The sequence below is a fragment of the Robertmurraya korlensis genome (assembly GCF_023715225.1).
GTDB lineage: Bacteria > Bacillota > Bacilli > Bacillales > Cytobacillaceae > Robertmurraya_A.
Map to the genome: position 1 here is coordinate 40891 of NZ_JAMBNS010000015.1, position 25402 is coordinate 66292.

Consider the following 25402-nt stretch of genomic DNA (forward strand, 5'->3'; position numbering starts at 1 on the left):
TGATTATGAACGGAACCCCCATTACCAAAGTGCTAAAGAAAAAAATAAAAAACAAAAAAGACGAGAATATGAATGGATCCTAACATCCAATAACTGAAACTAATACATAGATCTCTTCGTCTATATAAAAAGAACTATGATAAAGAATGAACATAATCTTTCATGCATATCTTGAATGAGGAATTTTTGTTTGATAGGATAAAATTGTAAATAGAAGAGGGAATTAGGTGCAGATAAATGGAAGTTGTTAAAAAACCGACAGAAAAGTTTGATTGGACCTTAAGTCTTATTTTGTTTTTATTGTTTCTAGTAAGCTGCTTATCTATCTATAGTGCTCAAACGACAGGACAGTACAATGAAAACTATTTTGTTAGGCAAATATTTTGGTATGTGGTAGGAATCATCATTGTGGCAGTCGTTATGTTTTTTGATAGCGATCAATATAAAAAGCTTTCCTGGTATCTTTACGGGTTCGGCATATTTCTGCTTTTCGCTCTGATTATTGCCCCCGAAAGCATTGCACCTGAAAGAAATGGAGCACATAGCTGGTTTCAAATTCCGGGTTTTGGTACGATTCAGCCTTCGGAATTTATGAAAGCCTTTCTCATCCTTTCCCTTAGTAAGGTCATAAGCTCTCACCATGAAAAATACATAAAGAAAACCTTTCAATCGGATTTTTGGCTTTTCACTAAAATGAGCTTATCTACAGCTCTTCCACTAGCGTTAATCATGAAGCAACCTGATTTAGGAACAAGCTTAGTTATTGTAGCTATATTTACTGGACTTATTTTTGTATCAGGAATTACATGGAAAATTATTCTAGCCATTTATGGACTTGGCTCGCTCCTTGGAGCAATCATTATTTATTATGTGGTTTGGGCACCAGAGGTTCTTGTAAAATACTTAAACGTCCAAACATACCAGTTCAATAGAATTTACTCCTGGATTGACCCTGACAACTACCAAGCAGGGTCGGGATATCATCTTTATAATTCTTTAAGAGCGATTGGTTCCGGATTATTAACCGGAAAGGGCTTTGGCGAGAGACAAGTATACATACCTGAGAGTCATACCGATTTTATTTTTAGTGTGATTGGTGAGGAATATGGATTTGTAGGTGCTAGCATCGTTATTGGTCTTTTCTTTATATTAATCTACCATTTAACAAAGACTGCCTTAGATGCGAAAGATCCATTTAACACCTATATCTGTGCAGGAGTTATTTCAATGATTACCTTTCATGTCTTCCAAAATGTAGGAATGACGATTCAAGTTCTGCCAATTACGGGCATTCCTCTCCCCTTCGTCAGTTATGGAGGAAGTTCATTAATGGGCAATATGTTTGCGATGGGTTTAATATTCAGCATTCATTACCACAAAAAAACTTATATGTTTGGATCGGAAGAAAAGCAATGAGGCTAACACTAGGTTAGCCTCATTTTTACTATTAACTTATTTATAATAATTATAAATAAGTATTGATTATAATTTAATATATGTTATAATTTATTCATACAATAACTCAAGGAGGATTTTTATTATGGAATTACAAACTCAATTAAATCAACAAATTGCAAACTGGAATGTTTTATACACGAAGCTTCACCGTTTCCACTGGTATGTAAAAGGTCCTTTATTCTTTACCCTACATGCAAAGTTTGAGGAATTATATAATGAAGCTGGTTTAGTAGTTGATCAATTGGCAGAACGATTATTAGCCATCGGTGGTCAGCCAGTAGCTACCATGAAGGAATATTTAGAAACAGCTACACTCGTTGAGACAAATAATGAAACAAAAGCTAGCGAAATGGTAGCTGCTCTTGTTGCAGACTACAAACATATAAAGGAAGAACTTGCTTCATTAGCTAATCTAGCTGAAGAAAACCAAGACATCATCACGAACGATATGGCAACAGGACTCATCGAATCACTTGATACACATATTTGGATGTTAACTGCTTACTTAGGAGAATAATATTACAAGAAGAAAAAGTCAGTGACAAATGTCGCTGGCTTTCTTTTTTAATAAAAACCTCATCCAACTAAAATTATATTAATATATCATTTTCATTGTAAGCGTTTTCAATAAATGATGAGAATTTTATATATCCTTACTTATAATCCCAGTAAATACAGTCTTTTTTAATCGTTGTAAGGGAAAAATCATTGTTCATACTTTGTTCAATATTTCACAAACTATTATTGTTTTTATGTGTTATATTTAATTCAAGAAAAACATTAGGGGTGATAAACATGATGGTATGCGAATGGAAGAACTTTTCTACAGACACTGAGACTTATACACTAGAAGTTTTTGAGGAAGTTATTGGAGATGAATTCGAGTCAATGATGTTTAAAGAAAATGAAAGCCTTCCAGCATTCATTTGGACAGTTAACTATGTAGTCATCGTAAAGAGCTGTTCTAAATATATTTCAGATATTTCTTTCGAGAAGATCCCTAGAAATCCAGTTTGCGCGTAACGTCCATTTAGGCGTTTACCTATACATCTTGCAATACTTCAAGTTTATATTTTTTTACTAACGAATGTGAAATGTTTCACAAACTAAATTGTTTAAACGGAGGTCTTTAACATGGCAGTTGAAGAAAAAGTACTAACTGAAAATCAAGAAGTAGCAAACATGATTGATGAGTTAGTTGCAAAAGGTCAAAAAGCGTTGAAAGAATTCCAAGGTTTTACACAAGAAATGATTGATGACATTGTAAAAGAAATGGCTCTTGCTGGACTTGACCAACATATGCCTTTAGCGAAACTAGCGGTAGAAGAAACAGGCCGCGGAGTTTTTGAAGATAAAATGATCAAAAATATTTTTGCAACTGAATATGTTTACAACAATATTAAGAATAACAAAACCGTTGGAATTATTGATGACAACCAATATGAAGGTGTTTATACAATCGCTGATCCAGTTGGAGTGGTTGCTGGGGTTACACCGGTTACGAACCCAACATCAACAACTATGTTCAAATCTTTAATTTCTATTAAAACAAGAAACCCAATCATCTTTGCCTTCCACCCATCTGCACAAAAATGTAGCAGTGAAGCAGCTCGTATCTTACGTGATGCAGCAGTGAAAGCAGGAGCACCTGAAAACTGTATTCAATGGGTAGAAAAGCCATCTGTTCAAGCGACTCAGGCATTAATGAAGCATCCTGGTATTTCACTAATTTTAGCAACTGGCGGCCCTGGAATGGTTAAATCCGCTTATAGTTCAGGAAAACCTGCTCTTGGTGTTGGTGCTGGTAACGTACCTTGCTATATTGAAAAATCTGCTAAGATCAAGCGTGCAGTAAATGACCTGATCCTTTCTAAGACTTTCGATAATGGTATGATTTGTGCTTCTGAACAAGCCGTTATTATTGATAAAGAAATCTACAATGAAGTGAAGAAAGAGCTTATCGCTAACAATTGCTACTTCTTAAATGAAGCAGAAAAGAAAAAGGTTGAGGCGCTAGTTATTAATGAAAATACTTGTGCAGTAAATCCAACAATCGTAGGGATGCCTGCTGCGAAAATTGCACAGCTTGCTGGAGTAGAAGTTCCAGAAGATACTAAGATTCTTATTGCTGAACTTAAGACAGTTGGACCTGAATCTCCACTTTCTCGTGAAAAGTTAAGCCCTGTACTAGCTTGCTTTAAGGTAAACAGCTTAGAAGAAGGTTTAACACGTGCTGAAGAAATGCTAGAATTCGGTGGACTTGGTCACTCAGCTGTTCTTCACTCAACAAATGAAGAAGTAATGAAGGAATTTGGACTTCGTATGAAGGCTGGTCGTATCATCGTTAATGCTCCTTCTTCACAAGGTGCAATTGGCGACATCTATAATGCATTTATGCCTTCATTAACACTTGGTTGCGGTACATTTGGTGGAAACTCTGTATCTCAAAACGTAGGAGCTATCCATCTTGTAAATATTAAAAAGTTAGCGAAGAGGAATAATAATATGCAATGGTTTAAGGTTCCACCTAAAATCTATTTCGAGAAAAATTCTACTCAATACCTAGCTAAAATGCCAAATGTTTCAAGAGCATTTATCGTTACTGACCCTGGAATGGTAAAACTAGGATATGTTGACATCGTGACTCGTTACCTTCGTCAACGTCCAAATCTAGTTCATGTTGAAGTATTTTCAGCAGTTGAGCCAGATCCATCTATCGACACAGTTATGGCTGGTGCAGAAGCTATGGCAGCATTCCAACCAGATGTAATTATTGCACTTGGTGGTGGTTCTGCAATGGATGCTGCAAAAGGTATGTGGTTATTCTACGAACACCCAGATGCAGACTTCTTTGGATTAAAACAAAAATTCTTAGATATTCGTAAGCGTGTTGTTAAGTATCCTAAGTTAGGTGAAAAAACTCAGTTTGTTGCGATTCCAACAACATCTGGAACAGGTTCTGAAGTAACATCTTTCTCTGTTATCACAGACAAGGTAAACAACATTAAGTACCCATTAGCAGATTATGAGTTAACTCCAGATGTAGCGATTATCGATCCACAGTTTGTTATGACTGTTCCTAAGGTCATTACTGCTGATACAGGTATGGACGTATTAACTCACGCATTCGAAGCCTATGTATCTATAATGGCTAACGACTATACAGATGGATTAGCAATGAAAGCTATACAACTGGTGTTCGAATACCTGCCAAGAGCTTTCCGTGATGGCAGTGACGCAGTAGCACGTGAAAAAATGCATAATGCTTCAACCATTGCGGGTATGGCATTTGCTAACGCATTCCTTGGAATTAACCACAGCTTGGCACATAAGCTTGGTGCAGAATTCCACATTGCTCACGGACGCTCTAACACTATCTTAATGCCACACGTAATTCGTTATAATGCAACAAAACCAACTAAGTTTGCTGCATTCCCTAAATACGAGAACTTTATTGCTGACCAGCGTTATGCTGAAATCGCAAGAACTTTAGGTCTTCCTGCTCGTACAACTGAAGAGGGTGTTGAAAGCTTAATCCAAGCAGTTATCAAGCTTGCTAAAGAGCTAGAAATCCCTATGAGTATTGAAGCTAATGGAGTAACAAAAGAAGCATTTGAAGCAAAAGTAGATTACCTTGCTGAGCGTGCCTTTGAGGATCAATGTACAACAGCTAACCCTAAATTACCGCTAGTAACAGAATTAGCAGCAATTTACCGTGAAGCATTCAAAGGTGTATAACCGTTAAGTCCAAAAGTGTTTTCCATTAGGAGATTCCCCTATCTCCAATTAATCAATAGTGACCCATCCCTCTCCCCGGGATGGGTTATTTTATGTATTCCATTTCCATATTGAAAGAGAGAGAACCTAGGCGGCTCCCTCTCTTTTGGGTTAGTAACACTAACCACTATTCCTTTTTCCTCATATCATCAAACAATTCCTTACCAGCGATGAGCCTTTGCATTCTTAGCCAGAATAATTTCTGCCTGCGACTTTCTAGTCTCTCCATTCACTTGAGAACTACTAGCATGCTTTCGTCTCGTCCACGTGTGACAAAAAAGTTGAGAATGTTGATCCAAATGATCTCTAAAACTCATCTCAAATCACCTCATTGGTCAGGATACGTGCTGATATTCGGAGGAATATCTATTATAGCTTTTCACTTTTACCTAATAATTATGATAGCTGATTTTGGAATTGCTTATATTCCTCTACAACCGTCTGAATAATGGAATGATTAGGGTCTAAATTTGTTAACCTCGTTAATACCGCAAGAACTCCATCTTTCTTCAAACTCTCTTGAAGATCAAGCGCTTCTTGATCATCATTTGATGTAAATAATAATGCCGCTGCAACGACTTTACATAGATTAACTGGAGCTTCGTGAAACTCGTTGAAATATTCAACAGCCGGCGCAAACAAACGGTCGTGAATACCTAGCTTTCGAAGAGGTGATCTCCCCACTCTTTTCACATCATCAATAATGTATTCATTTTTAAATCGACCAATAATTTTCTGAATATACGCTTGATGCTGTTCATTGGAAAATCCATACTTTTTAACAAGCACTCTCCCTGATTCTTGCAATGCTCCCGAAACAATCTGATTCACTTGATCATTTTGTATCGCTTCTGCTATTGGATGAAACCCATATACAGAACCTACATACGCAATAGCTGCGTGTCCTGTATTGACTGTAAACAACTTTCTCTCAATAAATGGTGCCAAATCATCCACGAGTGTTGCTCCGTCAATAGAGGGCTTTTCTCCTACCCAAGCCGTTTGTTCAATGACCCATTCAAAGAATGGCTCTACTTTAACCAAGAGCTTGTCGTCATTCGATTGGTTCGGAACAATTCTGTCGACCGCAGAATTTGGAAATCCGTATAGTGAATCAAAGCTATTTCTTTCCTCCTCAGTCAGGTGCTCGTATACCTTCTCTTTGAGAAAAGCACTCCCGCCAATCATATTTTCACATGCGATGATATTTAACGGCTTGTTTGTAATAGCGGCTCTTTTTTTCAATCCTTTAGCAATCATCGGTGAAATAATCGCTAAAATATTCGGTCCCACTGCAGTGGTAATCAGATCTGCCTGAACAATTGCCTCTTCAACTAATTCGCCATTTATTGCACTGTTGATAGCAGATATGTTTGTTACCGTTGTCTCTGTTTGTTCCTTATTTGCTAATACAACTTTGTATTCTTTACGCTCATTAAGTAAATCAACGATTTCTGCATTCACATCGGCAAAGCAAACCTCATAGCCTGATTGTTGTAATAACAAACCGATAAACCCACGGCCAATATTCCCCGCACCAAAATGTAGTGCCAACATATTAGTTCACCTCAGCAAATAAACTTAAAATTTCTTCTTCGGTTTTAGCCTGAACAAGTTTCTCGATATTTTCTTCCTCCGAACAAACGATGGCGATATTTGATAAAATATCTAAGTGTTCATTATTTTTTCCTGCAATCCCAATAAGAACCTTTACCATATTCCCTCCACCAAAATCCACTCCCTCTGGAGCTTGAATGATGGAGATACCTGAGTGCTTAACCATATCCTTTGCATCCTCTGTGCCATGTGGGATAGCCACAAAATTCCCCATGTATGTGGAAGTTAATTCTTCTCTAGCAAGCATTTTCTCGATATATGACGCTTCAACATACCCTTTATCAACAAGAATTTGTCCTGTCTTTCTAATCGCTTCCTCTTTTGTTGATAAAGTTACATTTAATTGGATATTTCCTGCTGTTAAAATTTGTACTGACATATTGTCCACTCCTTAGTGAATATTTTTTGTTTCAAAAATATCTCTTATCTCGTTGCATAGATAACCAAAAAGGGCATCCTTTTCTCCACTCTCATACAGGTGTATCGAGTCCTCATTTCGGATAATCGAAGCACTGATTTGACTGAGTATCTCTAGTGACTCCTCGCTTGCTTCTTGTGGTGATAACATTAGGAGAATTCGTTTATTAAAAATCTCTGTCCCATCCATTGCACTCACTTTCACGGGTTTTTCAAGTTCATACATAGTGAAAGAGGGTTTAGTCACCTCAGTACTTCTGGTATGGTAAAGCGAGAGAGTGGTTTCAGGGATTCCAAGTCCACCTAATGCTTCTCTTTCCGCTAAGTGATTAACAACTTTTTCAGCATCGTTAATGATCCCTTGCTGTTGAAGTGTTTCACATGCGGCCAATAAAGCTGTTGCAACCGAAAAATCTCCTCTCAGTTTTTGAATAAAATAACCAGAGAGTATGTCAATCGCTGCTGATGTAAAACGATTGTTTCGTTGAATTCTCGCAAAAAAATCTTTCCCTGCATCATTTTTTAGACTGGAGTTTATCTCATTTTTCGGATGATCGGGAAGATCGACTCGAACCGACTGCTTTATTCTTTCAATTTCCGCCTGAGAAAGGATAGGGCTTACAAGAACATACTGACCTTGATAATCCTTTAAAGGAACTGTCGAAATGATAATCGAATACTCCTCAGGGTTGATCTGCTCAAAATCAAATAGTGAAACATTTTTTGTTTTTAACCAAGGCAATTCTTTTTGAATTTTGGTTGCTAGAATCTTTGATGTTCCAATTCCACTCGAACATACGACCAGGCCATTCATTTGCTTATTTTCTTCTCCCTTTAGCATGGCAGAAGCAAAATGCATAACAAGAAACCCTATTTCTTCTTTTGGAACCTTGAAGTCAGGAAAAACAATTTCAACCCCATCTTGAATCATGCTAAATAGTTCATGGTAATCTTCCATAATCCGCTCAAGCAATGGATTACTAATCTTCATATGCTGCTTCATTCGATAGATAGCAGGACGCAAGTGTGCAATTAAACCTTGGTAAAGATCAATATTATTTTCAAAATGATATCCCATCCTGTTCCCAACATACTGGATGAGCTTTTGAGCGGTATATCCGACTTGAACCGCCGTTTCTTCGAAAATATCTCCTTGTTCATTCCTCAGCTTTGCTCCTAATAGATGCATCGTAATATAACTTGCTTCCCCTTGAGAAACAGATATTTGAAAGGCAGTTTCTAATCCTGAAACAATTTTTTCAGCAATCTTATACTCTTTTGTTGACACAAGCTGCTCAGGGAATCTGTCATCTAACACGATCTCCACACCTTGTTGAATCCTTTCTGTGGCAAGAGCTAGATGGACAACCAAACCGATATATGCGCTATCAGCGATTGGGTAAGGCAGTTCCTTTTTTACGTCATCAATGATACTTTCAATGATAATCAGCTTCTTTTTGTCAACCAATCCAAGTAATCGGTCGGTTGCTGTGTCCATATCCATAGCAGAACGTTTTTGGATATTCTCCCTGATAAAAGAAATAAATTCAAACTCATCCAGGTGATCTAAAATCAGACTGCTCATGACTTTTCTCTTAGCTGTTTCTAATCCAGACAGTTCTACTCCATATCCTCTCTTCCGAATAAGAGATAGACCGAACGGTTCGATTTTTTCTTCAATTTTGTTTAGGTCATTACTTACTGTTGCAATCGTGACATTTAGGTCACTTGCTAAGACAACCAATTTCACCGGTTCTAAGCTCTCCAGTAAGCTTGAGAGAATAATGGTTTGTCGTTCATCTGGAGTGTACTCGTTATGAGAAGCACTAAATAAGAATAATTTTAGCTTCTCTTTGCTTTCACTACTTCCTTTGACGAGAATTCCAACCCCAGATTGCTTTGAAAGTGACAAATCGTAGGACTTTAGTATTTCTTCGACTCCTTTTAAATCACGATGTACCGTCCTAGAACTCACATTAAGTATTTTGGCAATACTACTCACGGTCGTTTCCTCTTCACTAAGAAGTATCACCTCGAGAATTTTTCTTTCTCTCGCTGTAATATACAAGACCATCAACTCCTAAAGAGTCCAACTTACTGACAATTTTAAAATAAAGACATTTACATATTTAATGATACTCTTGCAAATAACGGTTAACAACCGTTTACAAATACACATTCGTCATAGTATTTGTTGACAAAATTAAATAAATTCAAAAGAAAAGCGCAAGCGCCTTGGTAAGCTCCGACAGGCATAAGACGAAGAACGAAAGAGGTCCTGACCTCTGTAGGGCTTTGGCTTATGACCCCGAGGAGCTAGGCGCTGGAGCTAGACACCGCTCAAAGTCCAAGAACTCATACTTATCTTTTTAAAAAAAGGAGCCCAGATTTATTCTAGGCCCCGCTTCCTCTTATAATAAAAAAGCATAAATAATCATCATTATAACCAATCCAACAGGCACTCCAAAATATGCCCATTCCTTACTTGAGATTCCCAGTTTATTCGCAGCTATGATATTAGGAATATTCCCTGGTATTAACATCCCTCCGCTAATCAGCAGACCCAATAGAACGGCTCTTACCTTTTGTTCTCCCATCTGAGGACTCATTTCAGCCGCTGCAAGAGTAGCATTATCTAAAACAGCAGAAACCGTATTAATCCAGTACAGCAAGGGTGTGTTTAAATGAATGATATAGAGATCAATTACGGTTTTAAACCCCGATCCTAGTAATGTTAAGCCCATCACAAACAAATATATTTTGATTCCTCTATAAAAAACTTCCTCATACGTTTCATTGTTAATTTGCGCCTCTCTGAATTCGTGTAGATGCTTTGGCTTTTTAACTAAAATAGCAGCCAATACACCTAATAAAATGATTAATGGAATAATAATCGGTCCTAATAAATTGAATAGGTAGAAGAAATCCTCTCCTAATTTGTTAATGGCTATTGTTGCTACAGGTTCACCTACAGGTGTTAAACTTGCGCCTAGTCCAATACTAAAACAGGAAAGGACCACATAACGCACTGTTGATTTTGTATCTAACCTCATTGAAGTGACAATTGCTACCAAGAGGAGAGAAGAAATAATCGCCGTTATAATACTTGATACTAAACCCATGGTAATCACAGTTAAAGCTATGCACCATCTAAAAGATAACGCAAGTAACAATCGATTGATGAATCTGTCGATACTGCGGTGAAACCACTTTAAAAGCAAAGATGCAAGTAATACAGCAATGGTAATCCCAATCGGATTACTTGCAGCTTTTAAGAATAGCTCTCTGCTCCAACTTCCACTAGTGATTGCAGTAATCGTACCCATAATAAAAATAAATAATTCAATATTGTTCTCAACAACCTTTATCCTTAATGGTAAAAGTAATACTAACAAAAAGATGATTATCAACCACAACACCATTGTTCCACTTCATCTCCAATAGGATATTTCCTTTTTAAAGGAGTTATATATATATGCTCTGTCTGGGACAAACTTGCCTTTTAGTTCAAACATAAAACACCCCTAACCATAGACTGTGATTAGGGGTGTTCATGTTCATTCATTATTTTAAGTTATTAACGATTTCATCATATTTAGGGCTATTTAAGAAGTTTTCTACAGACACATGATGGGCATTTGGAAGCTTAGCTTTGGCACGGTCCGTTAAATCTTTATGCGTTACAACGATGTCAGCATCCGCTGGAAGATTATTGATAGATGTATTCGCTACCTCTACCCCTTCTACTTCTGCCTTTTTTACTTTGTTTCGTAAAATAGAAGCTCCCATTGCACTAGATCCCATTCCAGCATCACATGCAAAGATAATTTTATTTACCTTTTTATAGTCCACTTTGTTTTCTAATGCTTCTGCTACTGAGCTCTTCTTCCCTTTCATTTCTTGCATCTTCTCTGTTGCTGCTTCTAAATCTTCTTCTTCGTTGTTTTTGCTTACTTTTAGAATAAATGATGCTACTGCGAATGAGACCGCTGCTGCAACAAGTACACCTAGTAGTACTCCTAAGTGACCACCTTTTGGAGTCATTGCCATTAAAGCAAAGATACTTCCTGGTGATGGAGGAGCTACAAGACCTGCGTTAAAGATGGATAATGTGAATACTCCACTCACTCCCCCTGCGATTGCAGCAAGGATTAACATAGGCTTCATTAGGATGTATGGGAAGTAAATCTCATGAATTCCCCCTAAGAAGTGAATAATCACCGCACCTGGAGCTGTTCTTTTTGCTGAACCTTTACCGAATAACATAATCGCTAAAAGAATACCAAGTCCAGGACCAGGGTTTGATTCTAATAGGAACATAATTGATTTTCCAGCGTCTGCTGCTTGTTCTACACCAAGTGGGCTTAAAATCCCGTGATTGATTGCATTGTTTAAGAATAATACCTTAGCAGGTTCAATTAGAATATTTGCTAATGGAAGAAGCCCTGCATCAACGATTGCTTCTACTCCTGAAGCTAACACTTTGTTTAAACCTTCTACAACCGGACCGATTACTTTAAATGCAATTAAAGTTAACGCTCCACCTAAAATACCAGCTGTGAAGTTGTTTACCAACATTTCAAAACCTTGTCTGATCTTTGGAACGATTATGGCATCAAGCTTCTTAATGAGATATCCTCCAAGTGGCCCCATAATCATGGCACCTAGGAACATCGGAATCTCTGCACCAACGATTACACCCATGGTTGCTGTGGCACCGACTACTCCTCCACGAGTATCATAAACGATCTTACCACCAGTGTAACCGATTAATAATGGAAGAAGATAAGTAATCATCGGTCCAACTAGCTTGGCAAAATCCTCATTTGGATACCAGCCTGTTGGAATAAATAAAGCCGTAATAATCCCCCATGCGATAAATGCACCAATATTCGGCATAATCATGCCACTTAAATGACTACCAAAGCGTTGGATTTTTACACGAACATCCGACTTTTGCGCTACTTGATTAGACATATAGTATAATTCCCCTTTCAGAAATATAATTCTTTTGTCCTTGTTTCTAACTTTATGATAAAGCGTTTTCAACACCTAATCAATTCAAACTAAAATGCATTTTGTCATGAATCATGTTGTCATAATTGAATTGTCAACAATATTGATTGTTTCTCCTAGAGGGAGTGAATAGGAGGCTGATTTAGACCGTGCCAGCGCGATGGACTCTTTGTTTGTCCGAATACGAGGCTCATTCAGACAGGACGAGTTATTTTCTATGCTTAGATAAGCACTTTGATTAAGGGAATCAAAAAAGACCAAACCATATGCGATTCGGCCTGCAAATTTGTTAGTTCTCCACAAAAACTGAACTACGCATTAATAGATAGCTCACATTCAAGATTCATTTAATCTGCGCGCGGAGTCTTTCCCCTTCCTCGGCTATTGCCTTTATATCAATTCGTTCAAACAGTGGATGAACATTTTCCACGCTCAACGGGAAGTTAGTAATTACTTTCCAAGAGAATTGAGAATGATGGAGCATTTTTCTAACTTCCTCACTAGAATGGGGAAGAAAGGGATGTAATAATTGGGCAAAATTCACTATAAGAAATACACATGTAGCAATAGTCGCATCCCGATTTTCCTCTTCCACTCTCCAAGGTTGTTGTTCATCAAAATACTTATTTGCGTATCTTATACACTCAAAAATCTCTTCTAGTGCTTGCTTCATTCTTGCTGCCTCAATCGCTTCCCCTACCTGATGGTAAAGTAATTCAACATGTTTTTGCACTCTTGTATCAATTGCCGATTGGGGAACTTTTCCTGATAATTTGTTTTGAATGAACTTTAGAGTACGGTTCACGAAATTCCCATACGCTCCTAGCAGTTCGCTGTTATGGCTATAGATAAACTCCCGCCAGGAGAAATCCGTATCACGATTTTCCGGAGCATTAATGGTTAAAAAGTAGCGTATGGAATCAGGATGATACCTTTCCAATAGATCCGGGATCCAAATAGCCCAATTTTTGCTTGTAGAGATCTTCTTTTTTTCTAATGTTACGTACTCATTTGAGACGATATACTTCGGATATGCCTCCAAGCCCGCCCCCATTTGGATTGCAGGCCAAATGATGGAATGGAAAGGGATATTGTCTTTCCCATGAACATAATAGCTTCGGGTAGATTCCTTCCAGAAACCTTCTATCGCTCCCCCATTATCAATCGCCCATTGCTGACTTGCTGAGTAATATCCTGATACCGCTTCAATCCACACATAAATTTTTTTATGTTCAAATCCTTTGATTGGAACCGAAACACCAATTGGCAGGTCACGAGTCGCAGGTCGATCTTTCAGTCCTTCCGTTAAATATCTCTCGGTTAATTGCAATGCGTTTTCACGCCATACCCCTACCCTATCCTTCTTTAAATCTTCTATTTGGCTTTGAAGCTTACTTAATGCTAAGTAATAGTGCTCCGTTTTCTTAATGACAGGTGAGGAACCACATATTTTACAAGTCTTATGATGAAGCTCGACTGGATCTAATATCGCAGAACAATAATCACATTGATCCCCACGGGCATGTTCTCCACACGTCGGGCAATTTCCCTCTACATATCGGTCAGGCAAAAACTGATTACAAACACCGCAATAAACTTGATCAACTTCTTTTGTATAAAGTAGACCATTAATATCAAGCTTTAAAAACAAGTCCTGCACCACACTAGCATGATGTGCGGTATCTGTACGTGTATAACAATCATAAGAGAATCCTAGTTTTGTAAAGCATTCGGCAAACTCTTGGTGATAACGGTTGGCTATATCACTTACCTCCACACCATCCTGCATGGCGCGAATGGCAATAGGTGTCCCGTTACAATCACTTCCACTCACATATAAAACTTCTTCCCCTTTTAAACGATAGTATCTTGCTAGAATATCCCCTGGCAGTAAGCTTGCTATATGACCAATATGCAGGGAACCATTTGCATATGGCCAGGCACCCCCAATAAACACATTCATTTAAGATTCCTCCTTTTAAAATAAAAAAAGCCCTGTCCGTATCTTAATAAAGATAAGGACAGGGCTTTACTCCCGTGGTACCACCTTAATTCACCAACAGCTCACACTGCTAGTCTCAGCAAGTACGAAAGTAGCCAAAACTCTACTCTTATACCGTGACGTTGATAACGGGCGTCAACTCCCGACAACTCCTACTTCTGTCAATGACAGGTTCAGTTCGTAGCTCCGAGGCCATTGTTCAAATGCGTATCCTTACTCCTTTTCAGCAACCGGAGCTCTCTGCAAAGAATCACTACACTTTACTTTTCCTCTTCTACGCCATTAAAGATATTATAAACAAAATCTGTAAATGTAACAATATACCAATAACAGTTTTACCACTCTCTTTATACCTAGGCAATAATCCCTAATTTTTGTTAATTTTAACCCTTTTTCCCTTTCTACCCTTTATAATAATAGAAAGCTAACTTTTCGGAGGCAATCATGGAGAGTATGACACATTTTCTTATCAATTTATTAATTATATTAGTATCGTTACTTTTTTTTCAGGGCTCCGTTAATAAGCATCACTTAAAAAATACACAATTAGAGTTTTTTATGTTTTTTACCCTAACTTCTGCTATATCCCTTTGCATGTTGTTTCCCTTAACGCTTCCTGGTGGAATTCCTTTTGACTTAAGATTCATTCCACTGGTTCTTGGTTGTCTTTATGCAAGCAAATACACAGGTGTATGGCTATTGGCACTTATTATCGTCTTACGGATAGCTATTCATGGATTTGACCACTCCTGGTTTGCCATAGCAAATGCCATTATTTTCGTTTGTATATCCTTTTCGATCAGGGAGAAATTTAAACAATACGCATTAGGAAAAAAAATCACCCTACAAGTCTTTTTTTCTTTAGTGATGTCTATTTGGGTATTGGCAGGATCGAAATTCTTGTTTCATTCACCCATTACCCTTTCGTTTACTTTAGCGTATTCAGGCATTCAAGCTGCTGGGATGGGACTGGCTATATATATGGCCGAACATATCAAAAATCAACATTTATTATTATTACGATTAATACGGAGTGAAAAAGCAGAGGTTGCTAGCCACTTGGCATCAAGCATTTCTCATGAAGTAAGGAATCCTTTAACATCTAGCCGAGGATTTTTACAGTTATTAAGTGAGTCACACGAAATTCCCGAGAAGGAAAAGGGGTATTTAGCCTTGGCAATCAGTGAGATTGACCAGGCTGATCATATCATTAAAGATTACTTAACCTTTGCCAAACCCACTCCTGAAAAAATTGAAGTCCTCGAGATTGACCAGGTTATTCAGCAAGCGATCCAGATAGTCGAACCAATGGCCAAACAATACAAGGTGGAAATCAACTCTAATTTAGATACATCCTTAATTACTGGGAACTTTGGACTTCTTCAGCAAGTGATCGTAAATATTATGAAAAACGGAATCGAAGCTATGTCTTCTGGTGGTGCTTTAACAATTACATGCAGCAAGGAACACAAAACAACACTAATAAGCGTAAAAGACGAAGGTGTTGGTATGAGTCACCAGCAAATAAATCGACTAGGAGAACCTTATTTTTCAACTAAAGACTTAAAAGGAACAGGACTTGGAATGATGGTCGTCTATCGAATAGTAGAAAGTATGAAAGGAACGATACAAATAGATAGCAAAAAAGGAATGGGTACAACCATTTCCATTCGACTACCACATATGTCAGAAGCTAAAATTTCATAACGATCTATAGAAAAAGTCGGTTCACTCCTGAACCGACTTTTGTTTATGAATCTGATGGTTCAGGGTTGTTTAATTTACTATTTCTATACCCATAACCAATATATATGCCTAAACCGATGACTAACCAGACCAAAAATCCTTTCCAAGTAAATGCTGATAACTGTAGCATTAAATATACGCAAAAAACAACTGCCAAGATAGGAATCAAAGGAACAAGAGGGGTCTTGAACGGACGATGTAGATCTGGCTGTGTTTTACGAAGTACAGCGACTCCAAGAGATACCGTTGCGAAGGCAAATAATGTTCCAATGCTTGTTAACTCAGCCAATTTGTTTAAAGGAATAAAGCCTGCAAAAATGGCCACTAATCCCCCTGTTACCCATGTGCTTGTTATAGGCACTTGAGATTTCGGATGAACCGTTGATAATTTTTTCGGTAACAACCCATCTCGACTAATGGCATAAAATAAACGTGTTTGTCCAAACATCATGACAATTAGTACGGTTGTGATACCTACGATGGCTCCAAGCGAGATAAATCCTGCAGCCCAGTCTTGTTGAATAAATCGTAAAGCAAAGGCTACTGGATCCTTTACGTTTAGTAGGTTAAACGGAACAATCCCTGTTAAGATTAAGGAAACAGCGATATATAAGACGGTACATACCGCAAGAGCAGAAATAATCCCAATTGGAAGATTTCGTTGGGGATTCTTTACCTCTTCAGCTGCTGTTGAAACGGCATCAAATCCAAAATAAGCAAAGACAACGACAGCTGCACCCGCTACGACTCCTGAAGCTCCATATGGCATAAATGGCTGCCAATTTGTTGGTTCCACATACCATACCCCAATAGCAATAAATAGGAGAACAACCGCTACTTTAATCACAACCATGATGGCATTAAATTTAGCTGATTCTTTCACGCCTCTTGTTAATAAAAGGGTCACTAATAAAACAATAATAACAGCTGGTAGATCTACAATTGTCCCTTTTGATGGATCAAACGCACTTGTTAGAAAAGTAGGTAAATGCCATCCGAATCCTGCCATTAAACTTTGGAAATAGCCTGACCAACCACTTGCAACCGCAGACGAAGCCAATCCATATTCCAACACTAAATCCCAACCAAGTACCCATGCAAGTAATTCCCCGAATGCAACATATCCATATGTATATGCACTACCTGATTGAGGTATCATAGAAGCGAATTCTGAGTAACATAAAGCTGCAAATGCACAAGCGAGTCCAGCAATAATAAAGGATAAAATCAGTGCAGGTCCTGCATACTCAGCCGCAGCCACTCCCGTTAAAACAAATACTCCTGTTCCAATAATGGCTCCAACTCCTAGTAGAGTTAGATCAAATGCACCTAGTACTCTTTTGAGGGAATTTTCAGACACTGATTTCCCTATTTGTTTCTTACGAAATAAATCCATTATATCCTCCTATGAAAATTGAAATAATTGTCGAAAAATAGCGAATACACCTTAGCCATTTTACATAATTGTTTGTTAATTGTAAATTATAAATTATGGTAATATAACAGATTCCAAAATTTCTAATCCTATTTTGCCCAGTAAAAATTTCTCTATGTTCAAAACAAAAAAGACCTTTATTCTATCCAATGTTCTCGATAGAATAAAGGTCTTTCTAAAATTATGCGTGAAAATTCGTTCCATCTGTTGTTGCTTCAATAATGCCGGCACGAATCACAAAGTCTCCAAAATGTTCCCCTTCGTTACGTTCCTTCGCATATCGTGGAAGAATAGAACCAAGCTCTCGAAGGATTTCTTCTTCTCCAATATTTTCACGATACATCTTGCTTAAGCGGCTTCCATCAAAGGCAGCACCTAAATACATATTGTATTTCCCAGGGGCCTTACCAATGAACCCAATTTCCCCTAGTGCGTGTCTTGCACATCCGTTTGGACAGCCAGTCATACGAATCGTTATTTCTTTATCTCTTAGCCCATTCTCTTCAACGATTTCTTCAATCTTATCGATAAGAGTTGGCAGATATCTCTCCGCTTCCGCCATGGCAAGACCACAGGTTGGTAAAGCCACACATGCGATTGAACTACGTCGTAACGCTGAATGATGTTTCCCATCCGTTAACCCGTATTTTTCAAGTAACTCAGTAATTTTTTTCTTTTTCTGAGCAGACACACTTCCAATAATAAGGTTCTGATTGGCTGTTAATCGGAAATCTCCTTTATGAACCTTCGCAATTTCACGTAAGCCTGTTTTTAATGGATAGCCATCAAAGTCAGCAATTCTTCCACCCTGGACAAATAATGTAAAATGCCAGTTCCCCTTTAAACCTTTTACCCAACCATATCGATCACCATTGTGATCAAATGAGTAAGGCTTTGCTTCTTCAAGCTTCCAGCCAAGTCGGTTTTCTAGCTCATGCTTCACATTTTCTAATCCTAAACGGTCTACTGTGTACTTAAAACGCGCATTCTTACGTACAGAACGATTTCCATAGTCACGTTGGATAGTAATAATCTTCTCTGCCACATCATATACTTGCTCTGGCTTACAGAAGCCGATGACTTTTGCTAGCTGAGGGTAAGTCGTCTTATCACCGTGAGACATTCCCATTCCGCCACCGATAGCCACGTTAAATCCAACAAGCTTTCCTTCTTCCACGATGGCAATATACCCTAGATCCTGTGAAAATACATCCACATCGTTCTCAGGAGGAATAGCCATCCCAATTTTAAATTTACGAGGCAAGTAGAGTGGTCCATACATAGGCTCAACCTCTACATCTGGTGTTCCTGCCACTCTTTCTTCATCAAGCCAAATTTCATGATAGGCTCTTGTACGAGGAAGTAAATCATCGCTTAATTTCTTGCCCCACTCATATACCTCTGTATGAATTTCTGACTGATGTGGATTAGAAGTACTCATCACATTTCTATTTACATCTCCACATGCTGCAATTGTATCCATCAGAGATTGGTTAATGCCTTGAATGGTACTTTTCATATTCCACTTAAGAATTCCATGGATTTGGAACGTTTGGCGAGTGGTTAATTTTAATGTACCATTTCCGTATTTTTCAGAAAGGTCATCCATCACTAACCACTGCTCAGGTGTAGCCACTCCGCCTGGCAGTCGAACACGAAGCATGAACTGATATGCTGGTTCAAGTTTTTGCTTTTGTCGTTCTGCGCGCACATCACGGTCATCTTGCAAATAGCTGCCATGATGCTTCATTAATCGGTTGTCATCCTCTGGGATACCTGCACTGATTCGATCTAGCATTACTTCTTTTAGCGTTCCACGTAAGTAATCGCTTCGCTCTTTTATACCCTCTACATCACTAGGAGGGCCTTCAGGCGCTTTTAAATTTTCTTTCACTTCCACCATGCTTAAAACTCCTTTCATTCAAACTCAGTATACGTCACGCTGGTATCGTTTTTCTTTTTGCATTGTAGCTAAATAGCTTTCTGCTTCTTCACGACCCATGCTGCCTTCTTTTTCAATAATAGTAATTAATGTTTGATGTACGTCATGTGCCATATGTTTCTCATCACCACAAATATATACGACCGCTCCCTCTTGAAGCCATGCAAATAATTCCTTGCTTTGCTCAAGCATACGATGCTGAACATATACCTTTTCATTCGTGTCTCTTGAAAAAGCAACATCCATCTTTGTTAAGACGCCATCTTTCAACCACTTTTGCCATTCGGTTTGATATAAGAAATCCGTTACAAAGTGCTGATCACCGAAGAACATCCATGACTTGCCCTCAGCACCCGCTTCTTCACGTTCTTGCATAAATGAGCGGAATGGCGCTACCCCTGTTCCTGGTCCCACCATGATAATAGGAGTTTCAGGGTTTTCAGGAAGCTTAAAGTTTGGATTATGTTGAATAAAGATAGGTAGCGTATCCCCAGCTTGTAGACGCTCAGCTGTTAGAATTGAGCAGACACCTTTTCTTTCACGTCCATGTGAATCGTATCTGACGGCACCAATTGTCAAATGAACTTCATCTGGGTTGGCAGAGATACTGCTTGCAATTGAATATAGACGTGCAGGAAGCTTTCTTAATATAGATACAATCTCCTGAGAAGAAGCTGTCCATGGGCCAAAATCTCGAAGCAAGTCAAGTAAATCGCGACCATAAATATACTCTCTTACTTTTTCTACATTTTCCGGTTTCACCAGCTCTTGTAATTCCTGATTGACAGAAAGCTTGGCTGCTTGTTCCATTAAAGGCTTTGTTAATACCGTAATTTCAAAGTTGGTAAGTAACGCATCTTTTAGCGTTCTTACTTCTCCTTGTTTATTAACAGTCACTTTTTCATCTGCATTCCAGTTCATTTCAGCAAGGATTTGCTCCACAAGCGCTGGTTCGTTTTCTGGATAAATTCCTAGGCTGTCACCTGGCTGATACGATAATCCTGAACCTTCAAGCGATAACTCAAGATGACGTGTTTCTTTATTTGATCCACGACCATTTAAATTTAAGTTTTCTAATACTTCGGCTCGGAAAGGGTTTGTTCTAGAATAAATAGATTCCTCTGAAGCAACTTGTACTGCTCCTCCAGTCACCTGAGCTTGACTTGCTGCCTTTCCAGCCTGTCCTAGCGCCGAAAGTACACTCTCAATCCATTCAGATGCTGGTTCATCATAATCTAGATCACAATCTACTCTCTCAGTTAGTGGCTTACCACCTAACTCCTTAAGGCGCTCATCAAACTCTTTTCCTGTTTGACAGAAGAATTCGTACGAGCTATCCCCTAAAGATAGTACCGCATAGCTGAGCTCCTCTAGCTTTGGAGCACGCTTTGAGTGTAAGTACTCATGGAAGGACAACGCATTATCTGGTGGCTCCCCCTCACCATGTGTACTTGCAACTATTAATAGGTTTTGTAATTTCTTTAAATTATTTGGCTTAAAATCACTCATGGATGAAACAGTTACTTGAAAACCATTGCTTTCAAGCGTTTTACCTGCTTTGGTAGCCAGTCGTTGTGCATTTCCTGTTTGTGAACCAAAAAGGATGGTTACTTCTTTCGAAACTGGCTTGGAAGCCTCTACTGATAGGGCAACAGCAGCTGATTCTGAAATCGTAGTTGCTTGTGTTGCTTGAATTGCTGCTAAATATCCACTAAGCCAAACCTTCTGAGATTCAGTTAGTGTTGGCAGTATTTTGTTAAGAAGCTCTGCCTGCTCCTGACTAAACGGGCTGTTCATAACCTGAAGTTGCAACGAAATCCACCTCACTAAAAATAAATAGACTAAATTCCCCAAAATTCGCAAAATATCATAAGTGTAATTATATATTAATTATTCCAATAAGTTAAGTCGGTTTTAATATTTAAACCGATAACTACAGGTTTCTCTTCTATGATAATTACTTTACCTCAAGTTTGGCTATTGGTAAAATACATATAACTGATTATAATTATTAATATTTCTAATAATAAGGAGGGTCATGTATGTATTTTGATGAGTTAAAGACCTTTGTTACTCTAGTGGAAGTAAAGAACTTCACCAAAACAGCTGAACTCCTTCTCATGTCTCAACCAAGCGTTAGTTTACATATTAAAAATTTAGAAACCGAGTTTCAAACGAAACTATTCATACGTTCTCCAAAACAACTAAAAATCACTCCTTCTGGAGAGATTTTGTATGATCGAGCCAAGCAGTTAATAAGCATGTATGAGCAGACCAAACAAGACATCCTCGACTTGCAAACATCTGTTAGAGGTTCCTTAAAAATCGGGGCAAGCTTTACCATTGGAGAGTACATTCTACCTTCTCTTCTCTATGACATCCAAAAGGAACATCCGGCACTAGAACTTGAAGTGGTTATAGGGAATACGAAGGAAATTGTTCAATCCGTTAAAAGGCATGAAGTAGAGATTGGTTTAATTGAAGGGCAAACCAACGAAAAAGAACTTTCTGTCCACCCTTTTTTAAAGGACGAGCTTTTTGTTGTATCATCTGATACGCATCCTCTTGCAACAATGCATAGAGATATATTCATATCCGATCTTCAAAACCAAGTATGGGTGACGAGGGAGGTTGGATCAGGTACGCGGGAATACCTAAACCACGTAATCCGTTCGAATGGGTTAAAAGTACAATCCCTTCTATCTATTAGTAGCAATCAAGGAATTAAAGAAACAATAAGTAAAGGCATGGGTCTTTCACTTTTATCTAACAGCGTGATTCATAAAGAAGTCAACAATGGAGAGTTAGCCATCATCCGTATCAAAGATTTTCAATTCCCTAGAACACTGTCGTATGTCTACTCTCCTACGATGAAAAAGAAAAAGAACGTGGAACTTTTTATTACGAGCCTCCAAGAGATGTGGCCATACCGCTCTGAATTGATTTAAGTATTGCTCGCTCCTAATAGAAGGAATTAAATTGCTGCTTTTACTTATATACAAATGCAGAAAAATAGGCGATCACATTTGATGTCTTCAATTAAAAAGGTGCTGTCCTTCAATAAAAAATTGGGACAAGCACCTTTTCTGTTCCTTATTTTTTACAATATATCCATCCAAATCTTTACCGCTGTTGCTAAAATCAGTAGTGCTAGAACTACTTGAAGAATCTTTGTGTTTACTTTTTTCCCTGCCATCGCTCCTAGCGGTGAGGCAATTAAACTAGCTATGACCATGATTAAAGATGGCCAAAATTCCACTTGCCCGGTTGTAATTTTCCCAATAGTCGCACCGATAGAAGAGATAAATGTGATGGCAAGTGAAGAAGCAATGGTCATACGGGTTGGAATTTTTAATACCACAAGCATGATTGGTACTAAAAGAAAAGCTCCAGCCGCTCCGACAATTCCAGATCCAATCCCAACGATAAATGCAAGGACCGCTGCCAGCCATTTATTGAATGTCACTTGATCTAATGGAATATCATCTAGACCTTTTTTAGGAATGAACATCATCACAGCTGCAATCAACGCTAAAATCCCGTATATGACATTAATTCCACCTTCACTCATGAGCTTTGAACCAAAGCCCCCAATAAAGCTACCAACTAATATACTTGCTCCCATATAAATGATGAGCTTTTTATTTAAAAAGCCACCTTTTCGGTAAGCCCACACCCCACCGATTGTGGCAAAAAACACCTGAACCGCACTTATTCCTGTTACTTCATGAGCACTAAAAGCTGCTAAACCGAATAAAGGTGGAATGTATAAAAGCATCGGATACTTAATGATTGAACCACCAATTCCCAGCATTCCTGAAATATATGAACCTATAAAACCAATTAAAAAGATGGTGATAATAAATCCTACATCCATCATTTTTCCCCCTTTGAAGAGCAAAAGCGCCTACCATGACTCTTGCTCTAAAGCCATTTCTAGAAAAAGGGAACCCCTTCTGGTTCCCTTATACATCAGCCTTTTTTAATCCAAAATTTTAAAACCGTATCTTCTTCTTCGTGTTTGATTAACTCATGACCACCTGATTTTGCCCATGCAGCCAGATCATTTTTTGCCCCTTTATCAGTTGCATGAATTTCTAACACTTGGCCGCTATCTAATTCATTCATTGCTTTTTTTGTTTTTACGATCGGCATTGGACAAGCCAGCCCTTTTGCGTCTAATACTTTATTTGCTTCCATTTCTATTCCTCCTAGTATTGTTTTATCGAACCGCACAACGGTTTGGTCCGATTTCCATTTCACGTTGCTGCTCATCGTCTGGAGTGATTTTCCCCATATTTGTTTCACGGATTTGTTGGTATGCATTAGGTTGTGGTGGCAGGTTCTCCGTTACCATTCTTCTAAATTCATCTTCGTCTGCAATATTTAAGCCATGGTTTTTCTCAAATAGTGTTCCTAGCTTTTCTGACACACTTCCATCTTCATTTAACTCATCAATGATCATAAAGTGAGCTGGAAGTACGATTAACTCCTTAGATAACTCTCTGTAACGCTTGTATAGACTTTCTCGTAAGTCTCCTACCCAATCCTGCGCTAGACCTGCTAAATCTGGTCTTCCAATCGAGTCGATGAACAAGATATCTCCTGAAAGCAAGAATTTTTCATCTACAATAAAGGAAGTTGATCCGATTGTGTGTCCTGGTGAATACAATGCGTGGATATTGATTTTTACATTTCCGATTTCTACAACATTGCCGTCTTTTAATGGTTGGTACGTAAATGTAACTTCCGTTGCATCCTTTGGTGGTAACCAGTAGGTTGCATTTGTTTTTTCAGCAATCACTCTTCCACCAGAAATATGATCGGCATGAAGGTGAGTATCAAATACCTCAGTGATCTTTGCTCCGATTGAATTTGCAAAATCAAGGTACGTATCTGTCATACGAGTAGAGTCAATGATCGCTGCTTCACCATTTGATACGATCATGTATGATAAACAGCCTTTTCCGATACGAACGAACTGATATATTTCGCCGCCGTCTTTTAAGACTCCAACCTTAACAGGTTCTAAGTGTTCACTCCACGCTTTCATTCCGCCTGCTAGATAAGACACACTACGTCCTGCTTCAGAAAGCATGTCAGCTACCATAATAGATGAACCTTCCTTGGCACAAACAACTAATACCTCTTTATCCGTAGGTACTTTATCAAGAATTTCTTCTACCCCATCTAATAGATCAAAGTACGGTACATTTAGATATTCAAAATTTTCGCCTTCAATTTTCCAATCTTGAAATGCATCTTCATTGCGTACATCTAAGATGAAGAATGCTTCTTTATTAAACACTTTCTTCGTCACTTCTTTTGCCGTCATTGCTTGAACAGTCATTATTTTACCCCCTAGAGTATAATCGATTTTAAAATTTTTTGATTCTTAATTGTTGATACGATCCGTTGTTCCAGTCCATTGACTCATCCCAGGAATCACGTTTAGTACGTTAGTAAATCCGTTTTCAGCTAATTTTTGAGCAGCTAAATCGCTTCGGCTACCTGTACGACATACAATATAGATGGTTCGATCTTGGTTTAATTCATTCATACGATCTTCTAACTCACCAAGTGGAATAGAAATCGCATTCGGAATATGGTTAAAAGCATATTCTGCCGTTTCTCTTACATCTAAAACCATCAAGTTTTCATTTGTTTCTAGCTTTGACTGTAATTCCTCATTTGTCACTATGTTCGGATGTTTTCTTTCGATCATTTCATCACTAGATGATTTTCTTAAATAGTGCTTTAACACGTCTCCATCTTCTAATGTACCTAGGTACTGATGACCAGTGCTCTCAGCCCAAGCTTTAATATCTGCTTTTGACCCTTTATCTGTTGCCAGTACTTCCAATACTTGACCTGCTTCTAAACCAGTCATTGCTTTTTTCGTTTTAACAATCGGCATCGGACATGCTAGTCCCTTTGCATCAAGAGTAACATTTGCTTTTAAGTTCTCCATAAGTTACCTCCATTTTTATAC

At 38.3% G+C, this 25402-nt stretch carries 20 protein-coding genes and 1 other annotated feature; of the genes, 6 read left to right on the forward strand and 14 right to left on the reverse strand.

Annotated elements, in window-relative coordinates:
* The first annotated feature begins 237 nt into the window (after positions 1 to 237).
* The 4 genes from rodA (at position 238) to adhE (ending at position 5196) form a co-directional block, all read left to right on the forward strand.
* Positions 238 to 1416 (forward strand): rod shape-determining protein RodA, encoded by a 1179-nt coding sequence (rodA, locus tag M3175_RS21310; RefSeq protein ID WP_251523364.1) that lies wholly within the window; start codon positions 238 to 240, stop codon positions 1414 to 1416.
* Between the two features lie 124 nt (positions 1417 to 1540).
* Complete coding sequence (locus M3175_RS21315) at positions 1541 to 1975, forward strand: Dps family protein (protein ID WP_251523365.1); 435 nt, start codon at positions 1541 to 1543, stop codon at positions 1973 to 1975.
* 278 nt (positions 1976 to 2253) lie between these two features.
* The gene (locus M3175_RS21320) at positions 2254 to 2481 is read left to right on the forward strand and encodes a hypothetical protein (protein ID WP_066059082.1); all 228 of its coding nucleotides are present in this window, start codon (positions 2254 to 2256) and stop codon (positions 2479 to 2481) included.
* Between the two features lie 111 nt (positions 2482 to 2592).
* Entirely contained in the window at positions 2593 to 5196 is a 2604-nt protein-coding gene (adhE, locus tag M3175_RS21325; protein ID WP_251523367.1) for a bifunctional acetaldehyde-CoA/alcohol dehydrogenase, read from the forward strand.
* 200 nt (positions 5197 to 5396) lie between these two features.
* Here adhE and M3175_RS21330 read toward each other — a convergent pair whose 3' ends face one another.
* The 7 genes from M3175_RS21330 to metG all read right to left on the reverse strand — a co-directional run bounded on the left by M3175_RS21330 (position 5397) and on the right by metG (position 14248).
* The gene (locus M3175_RS21330; RefSeq protein ID WP_119706330.1) at positions 5397 to 5552 is read right to left on the reverse strand and encodes a YpzG family protein; all 156 of its coding nucleotides are present in this window, start codon (positions 5550 to 5552) and stop codon (positions 5397 to 5399) included.
* 79 nt (positions 5553 to 5631) lie between these two features.
* Positions 5632 to 6792 carry a mannitol-1-phosphate 5-dehydrogenase gene (locus M3175_RS21335; RefSeq protein WP_251523369.1) on the reverse strand — a complete coding sequence of 387 codons (1161 nt, stop codon included), beginning with the start codon at positions 6790 to 6792 and terminating at the stop codon, positions 5632 to 5634.
* A 1-nt stretch (position 6793) separates the two neighbouring features.
* Positions 6794 to 7231, reverse strand: coding sequence for a PTS mannitol transporter subunit IIA (locus M3175_RS21340; RefSeq protein ID WP_251523371.1), 438 nt, complete (start codon positions 7229 to 7231; stop codon positions 6794 to 6796).
* Between the two features lie 12 nt (positions 7232 to 7243).
* Positions 7244 to 9337 (reverse strand): BglG family transcription antiterminator, encoded by a 2094-nt coding sequence (locus tag M3175_RS21345; RefSeq protein WP_251523373.1) that lies wholly within the window; start codon positions 9335 to 9337, stop codon positions 7244 to 7246.
* Positions 9338 to 9680: 343 nt separating this feature from the next.
* Positions 9681 to 10691, reverse strand: a complete 1011-nt coding sequence (locus M3175_RS21350; RefSeq protein WP_251523375.1) for a DUF1646 family protein — start codon at positions 10689 to 10691, stop codon at positions 9681 to 9683.
* A 142-nt stretch (positions 10692 to 10833) separates the two neighbouring features.
* Positions 10834 to 12246 (reverse strand): PTS mannitol transporter subunit IIBC, encoded by a 1413-nt coding sequence (locus M3175_RS21355; RefSeq protein WP_251523377.1) that lies wholly within the window; start codon positions 12244 to 12246, stop codon positions 10834 to 10836.
* 382 nt (positions 12247 to 12628) lie between these two features.
* Positions 12629 to 14248, reverse strand: coding sequence for a methionine--tRNA ligase (gene metG / locus M3175_RS21360; protein ID WP_251523379.1), 1620 nt, complete (start codon positions 14246 to 14248; stop codon positions 12629 to 12631).
* A 51-nt stretch (positions 14249 to 14299) separates the two neighbouring features.
* Positions 14300 to 14573 (reverse strand) — a binding site (T-box leader).
* Between the two features lie 158 nt (positions 14574 to 14731).
* On the opposite strand from metG, the gene M3175_RS21365 reads away from it, so the two are divergent.
* Positions 14732 to 15994, forward strand: a complete 1263-nt coding sequence (locus M3175_RS21365) for an ATP-binding protein (RefSeq protein WP_251523381.1) — start codon at positions 14732 to 14734, stop codon at positions 15992 to 15994.
* A 43-nt stretch (positions 15995 to 16037) separates the two neighbouring features.
* Here M3175_RS21365 and bcaP read toward each other — a convergent pair whose 3' ends face one another.
* The 3 genes from bcaP to M3175_RS21380 all read right to left on the reverse strand — a co-directional run bounded on the left by bcaP (position 16038) and on the right by M3175_RS21380 (position 21222).
* A complete protein-coding gene (gene bcaP / locus M3175_RS21370; protein WP_251523383.1) occupies positions 16038 to 17429 on the reverse strand; it encodes a branched-chain amino acid transporter BcaP in 1392 nt (463 codons plus the stop codon).
* Between the two features lie 220 nt (positions 17430 to 17649).
* Positions 17650 to 19371 carry an assimilatory sulfite reductase (NADPH) hemoprotein subunit gene (cysI, locus tag M3175_RS21375; protein ID WP_251523392.1) on the reverse strand — a complete coding sequence of 574 codons (1722 nt, stop codon included), beginning with the start codon at positions 19369 to 19371 and terminating at the stop codon, positions 17650 to 17652.
* A 24-nt stretch (positions 19372 to 19395) separates the two neighbouring features.
* On the reverse strand, positions 19396 to 21222 hold the full coding sequence (locus M3175_RS21380; RefSeq protein ID WP_251523393.1) for an assimilatory sulfite reductase (NADPH) flavoprotein subunit: 1827 nt from the start codon (positions 21220 to 21222) through the stop codon (positions 19396 to 19398).
* Between the two features lie 230 nt (positions 21223 to 21452).
* Between M3175_RS21380 and M3175_RS21385 the strand changes: the two genes are divergently transcribed.
* Complete coding sequence (locus tag M3175_RS21385; protein ID WP_251523395.1) at positions 21453 to 22358, forward strand: LysR family transcriptional regulator; 906 nt, start codon at positions 21453 to 21455, stop codon at positions 22356 to 22358.
* Positions 22359 to 22510: 152 nt separating this feature from the next.
* Here the strand turns inward: M3175_RS21385 and M3175_RS21390 are convergent, their stop codons facing one another.
* The 4 genes from M3175_RS21390 to M3175_RS21405 all read right to left on the reverse strand — a co-directional run bounded on the left by M3175_RS21390 (position 22511) and on the right by M3175_RS21405 (position 25381).
* Positions 22511 to 23287: a sulfite exporter TauE/SafE family protein gene (locus M3175_RS21390; RefSeq protein ID WP_251523397.1), complete on the reverse strand. Its 777-nt coding sequence runs from the start codon at positions 23285 to 23287 to the stop codon at positions 22511 to 22513.
* Between the two features lie 95 nt (positions 23288 to 23382).
* On the reverse strand, positions 23383 to 23610 hold the full coding sequence (locus M3175_RS21395; RefSeq protein WP_251523399.1) for a sulfurtransferase TusA family protein: 228 nt from the start codon (positions 23608 to 23610) through the stop codon (positions 23383 to 23385).
* 22 nt (positions 23611 to 23632) lie between these two features.
* Positions 23633 to 24760, reverse strand: coding sequence for an MBL fold metallo-hydrolase (locus tag M3175_RS21400; protein WP_251523401.1), 1128 nt, complete (start codon positions 24758 to 24760; stop codon positions 23633 to 23635).
* Between the two features lie 45 nt (positions 24761 to 24805).
* Positions 24806 to 25381, reverse strand: a complete 576-nt coding sequence (locus M3175_RS21405; protein ID WP_251523403.1) for a sulfurtransferase TusA family protein — start codon at positions 25379 to 25381, stop codon at positions 24806 to 24808.
* Positions 25382 to 25402 lie beyond the last annotated feature (21 nt).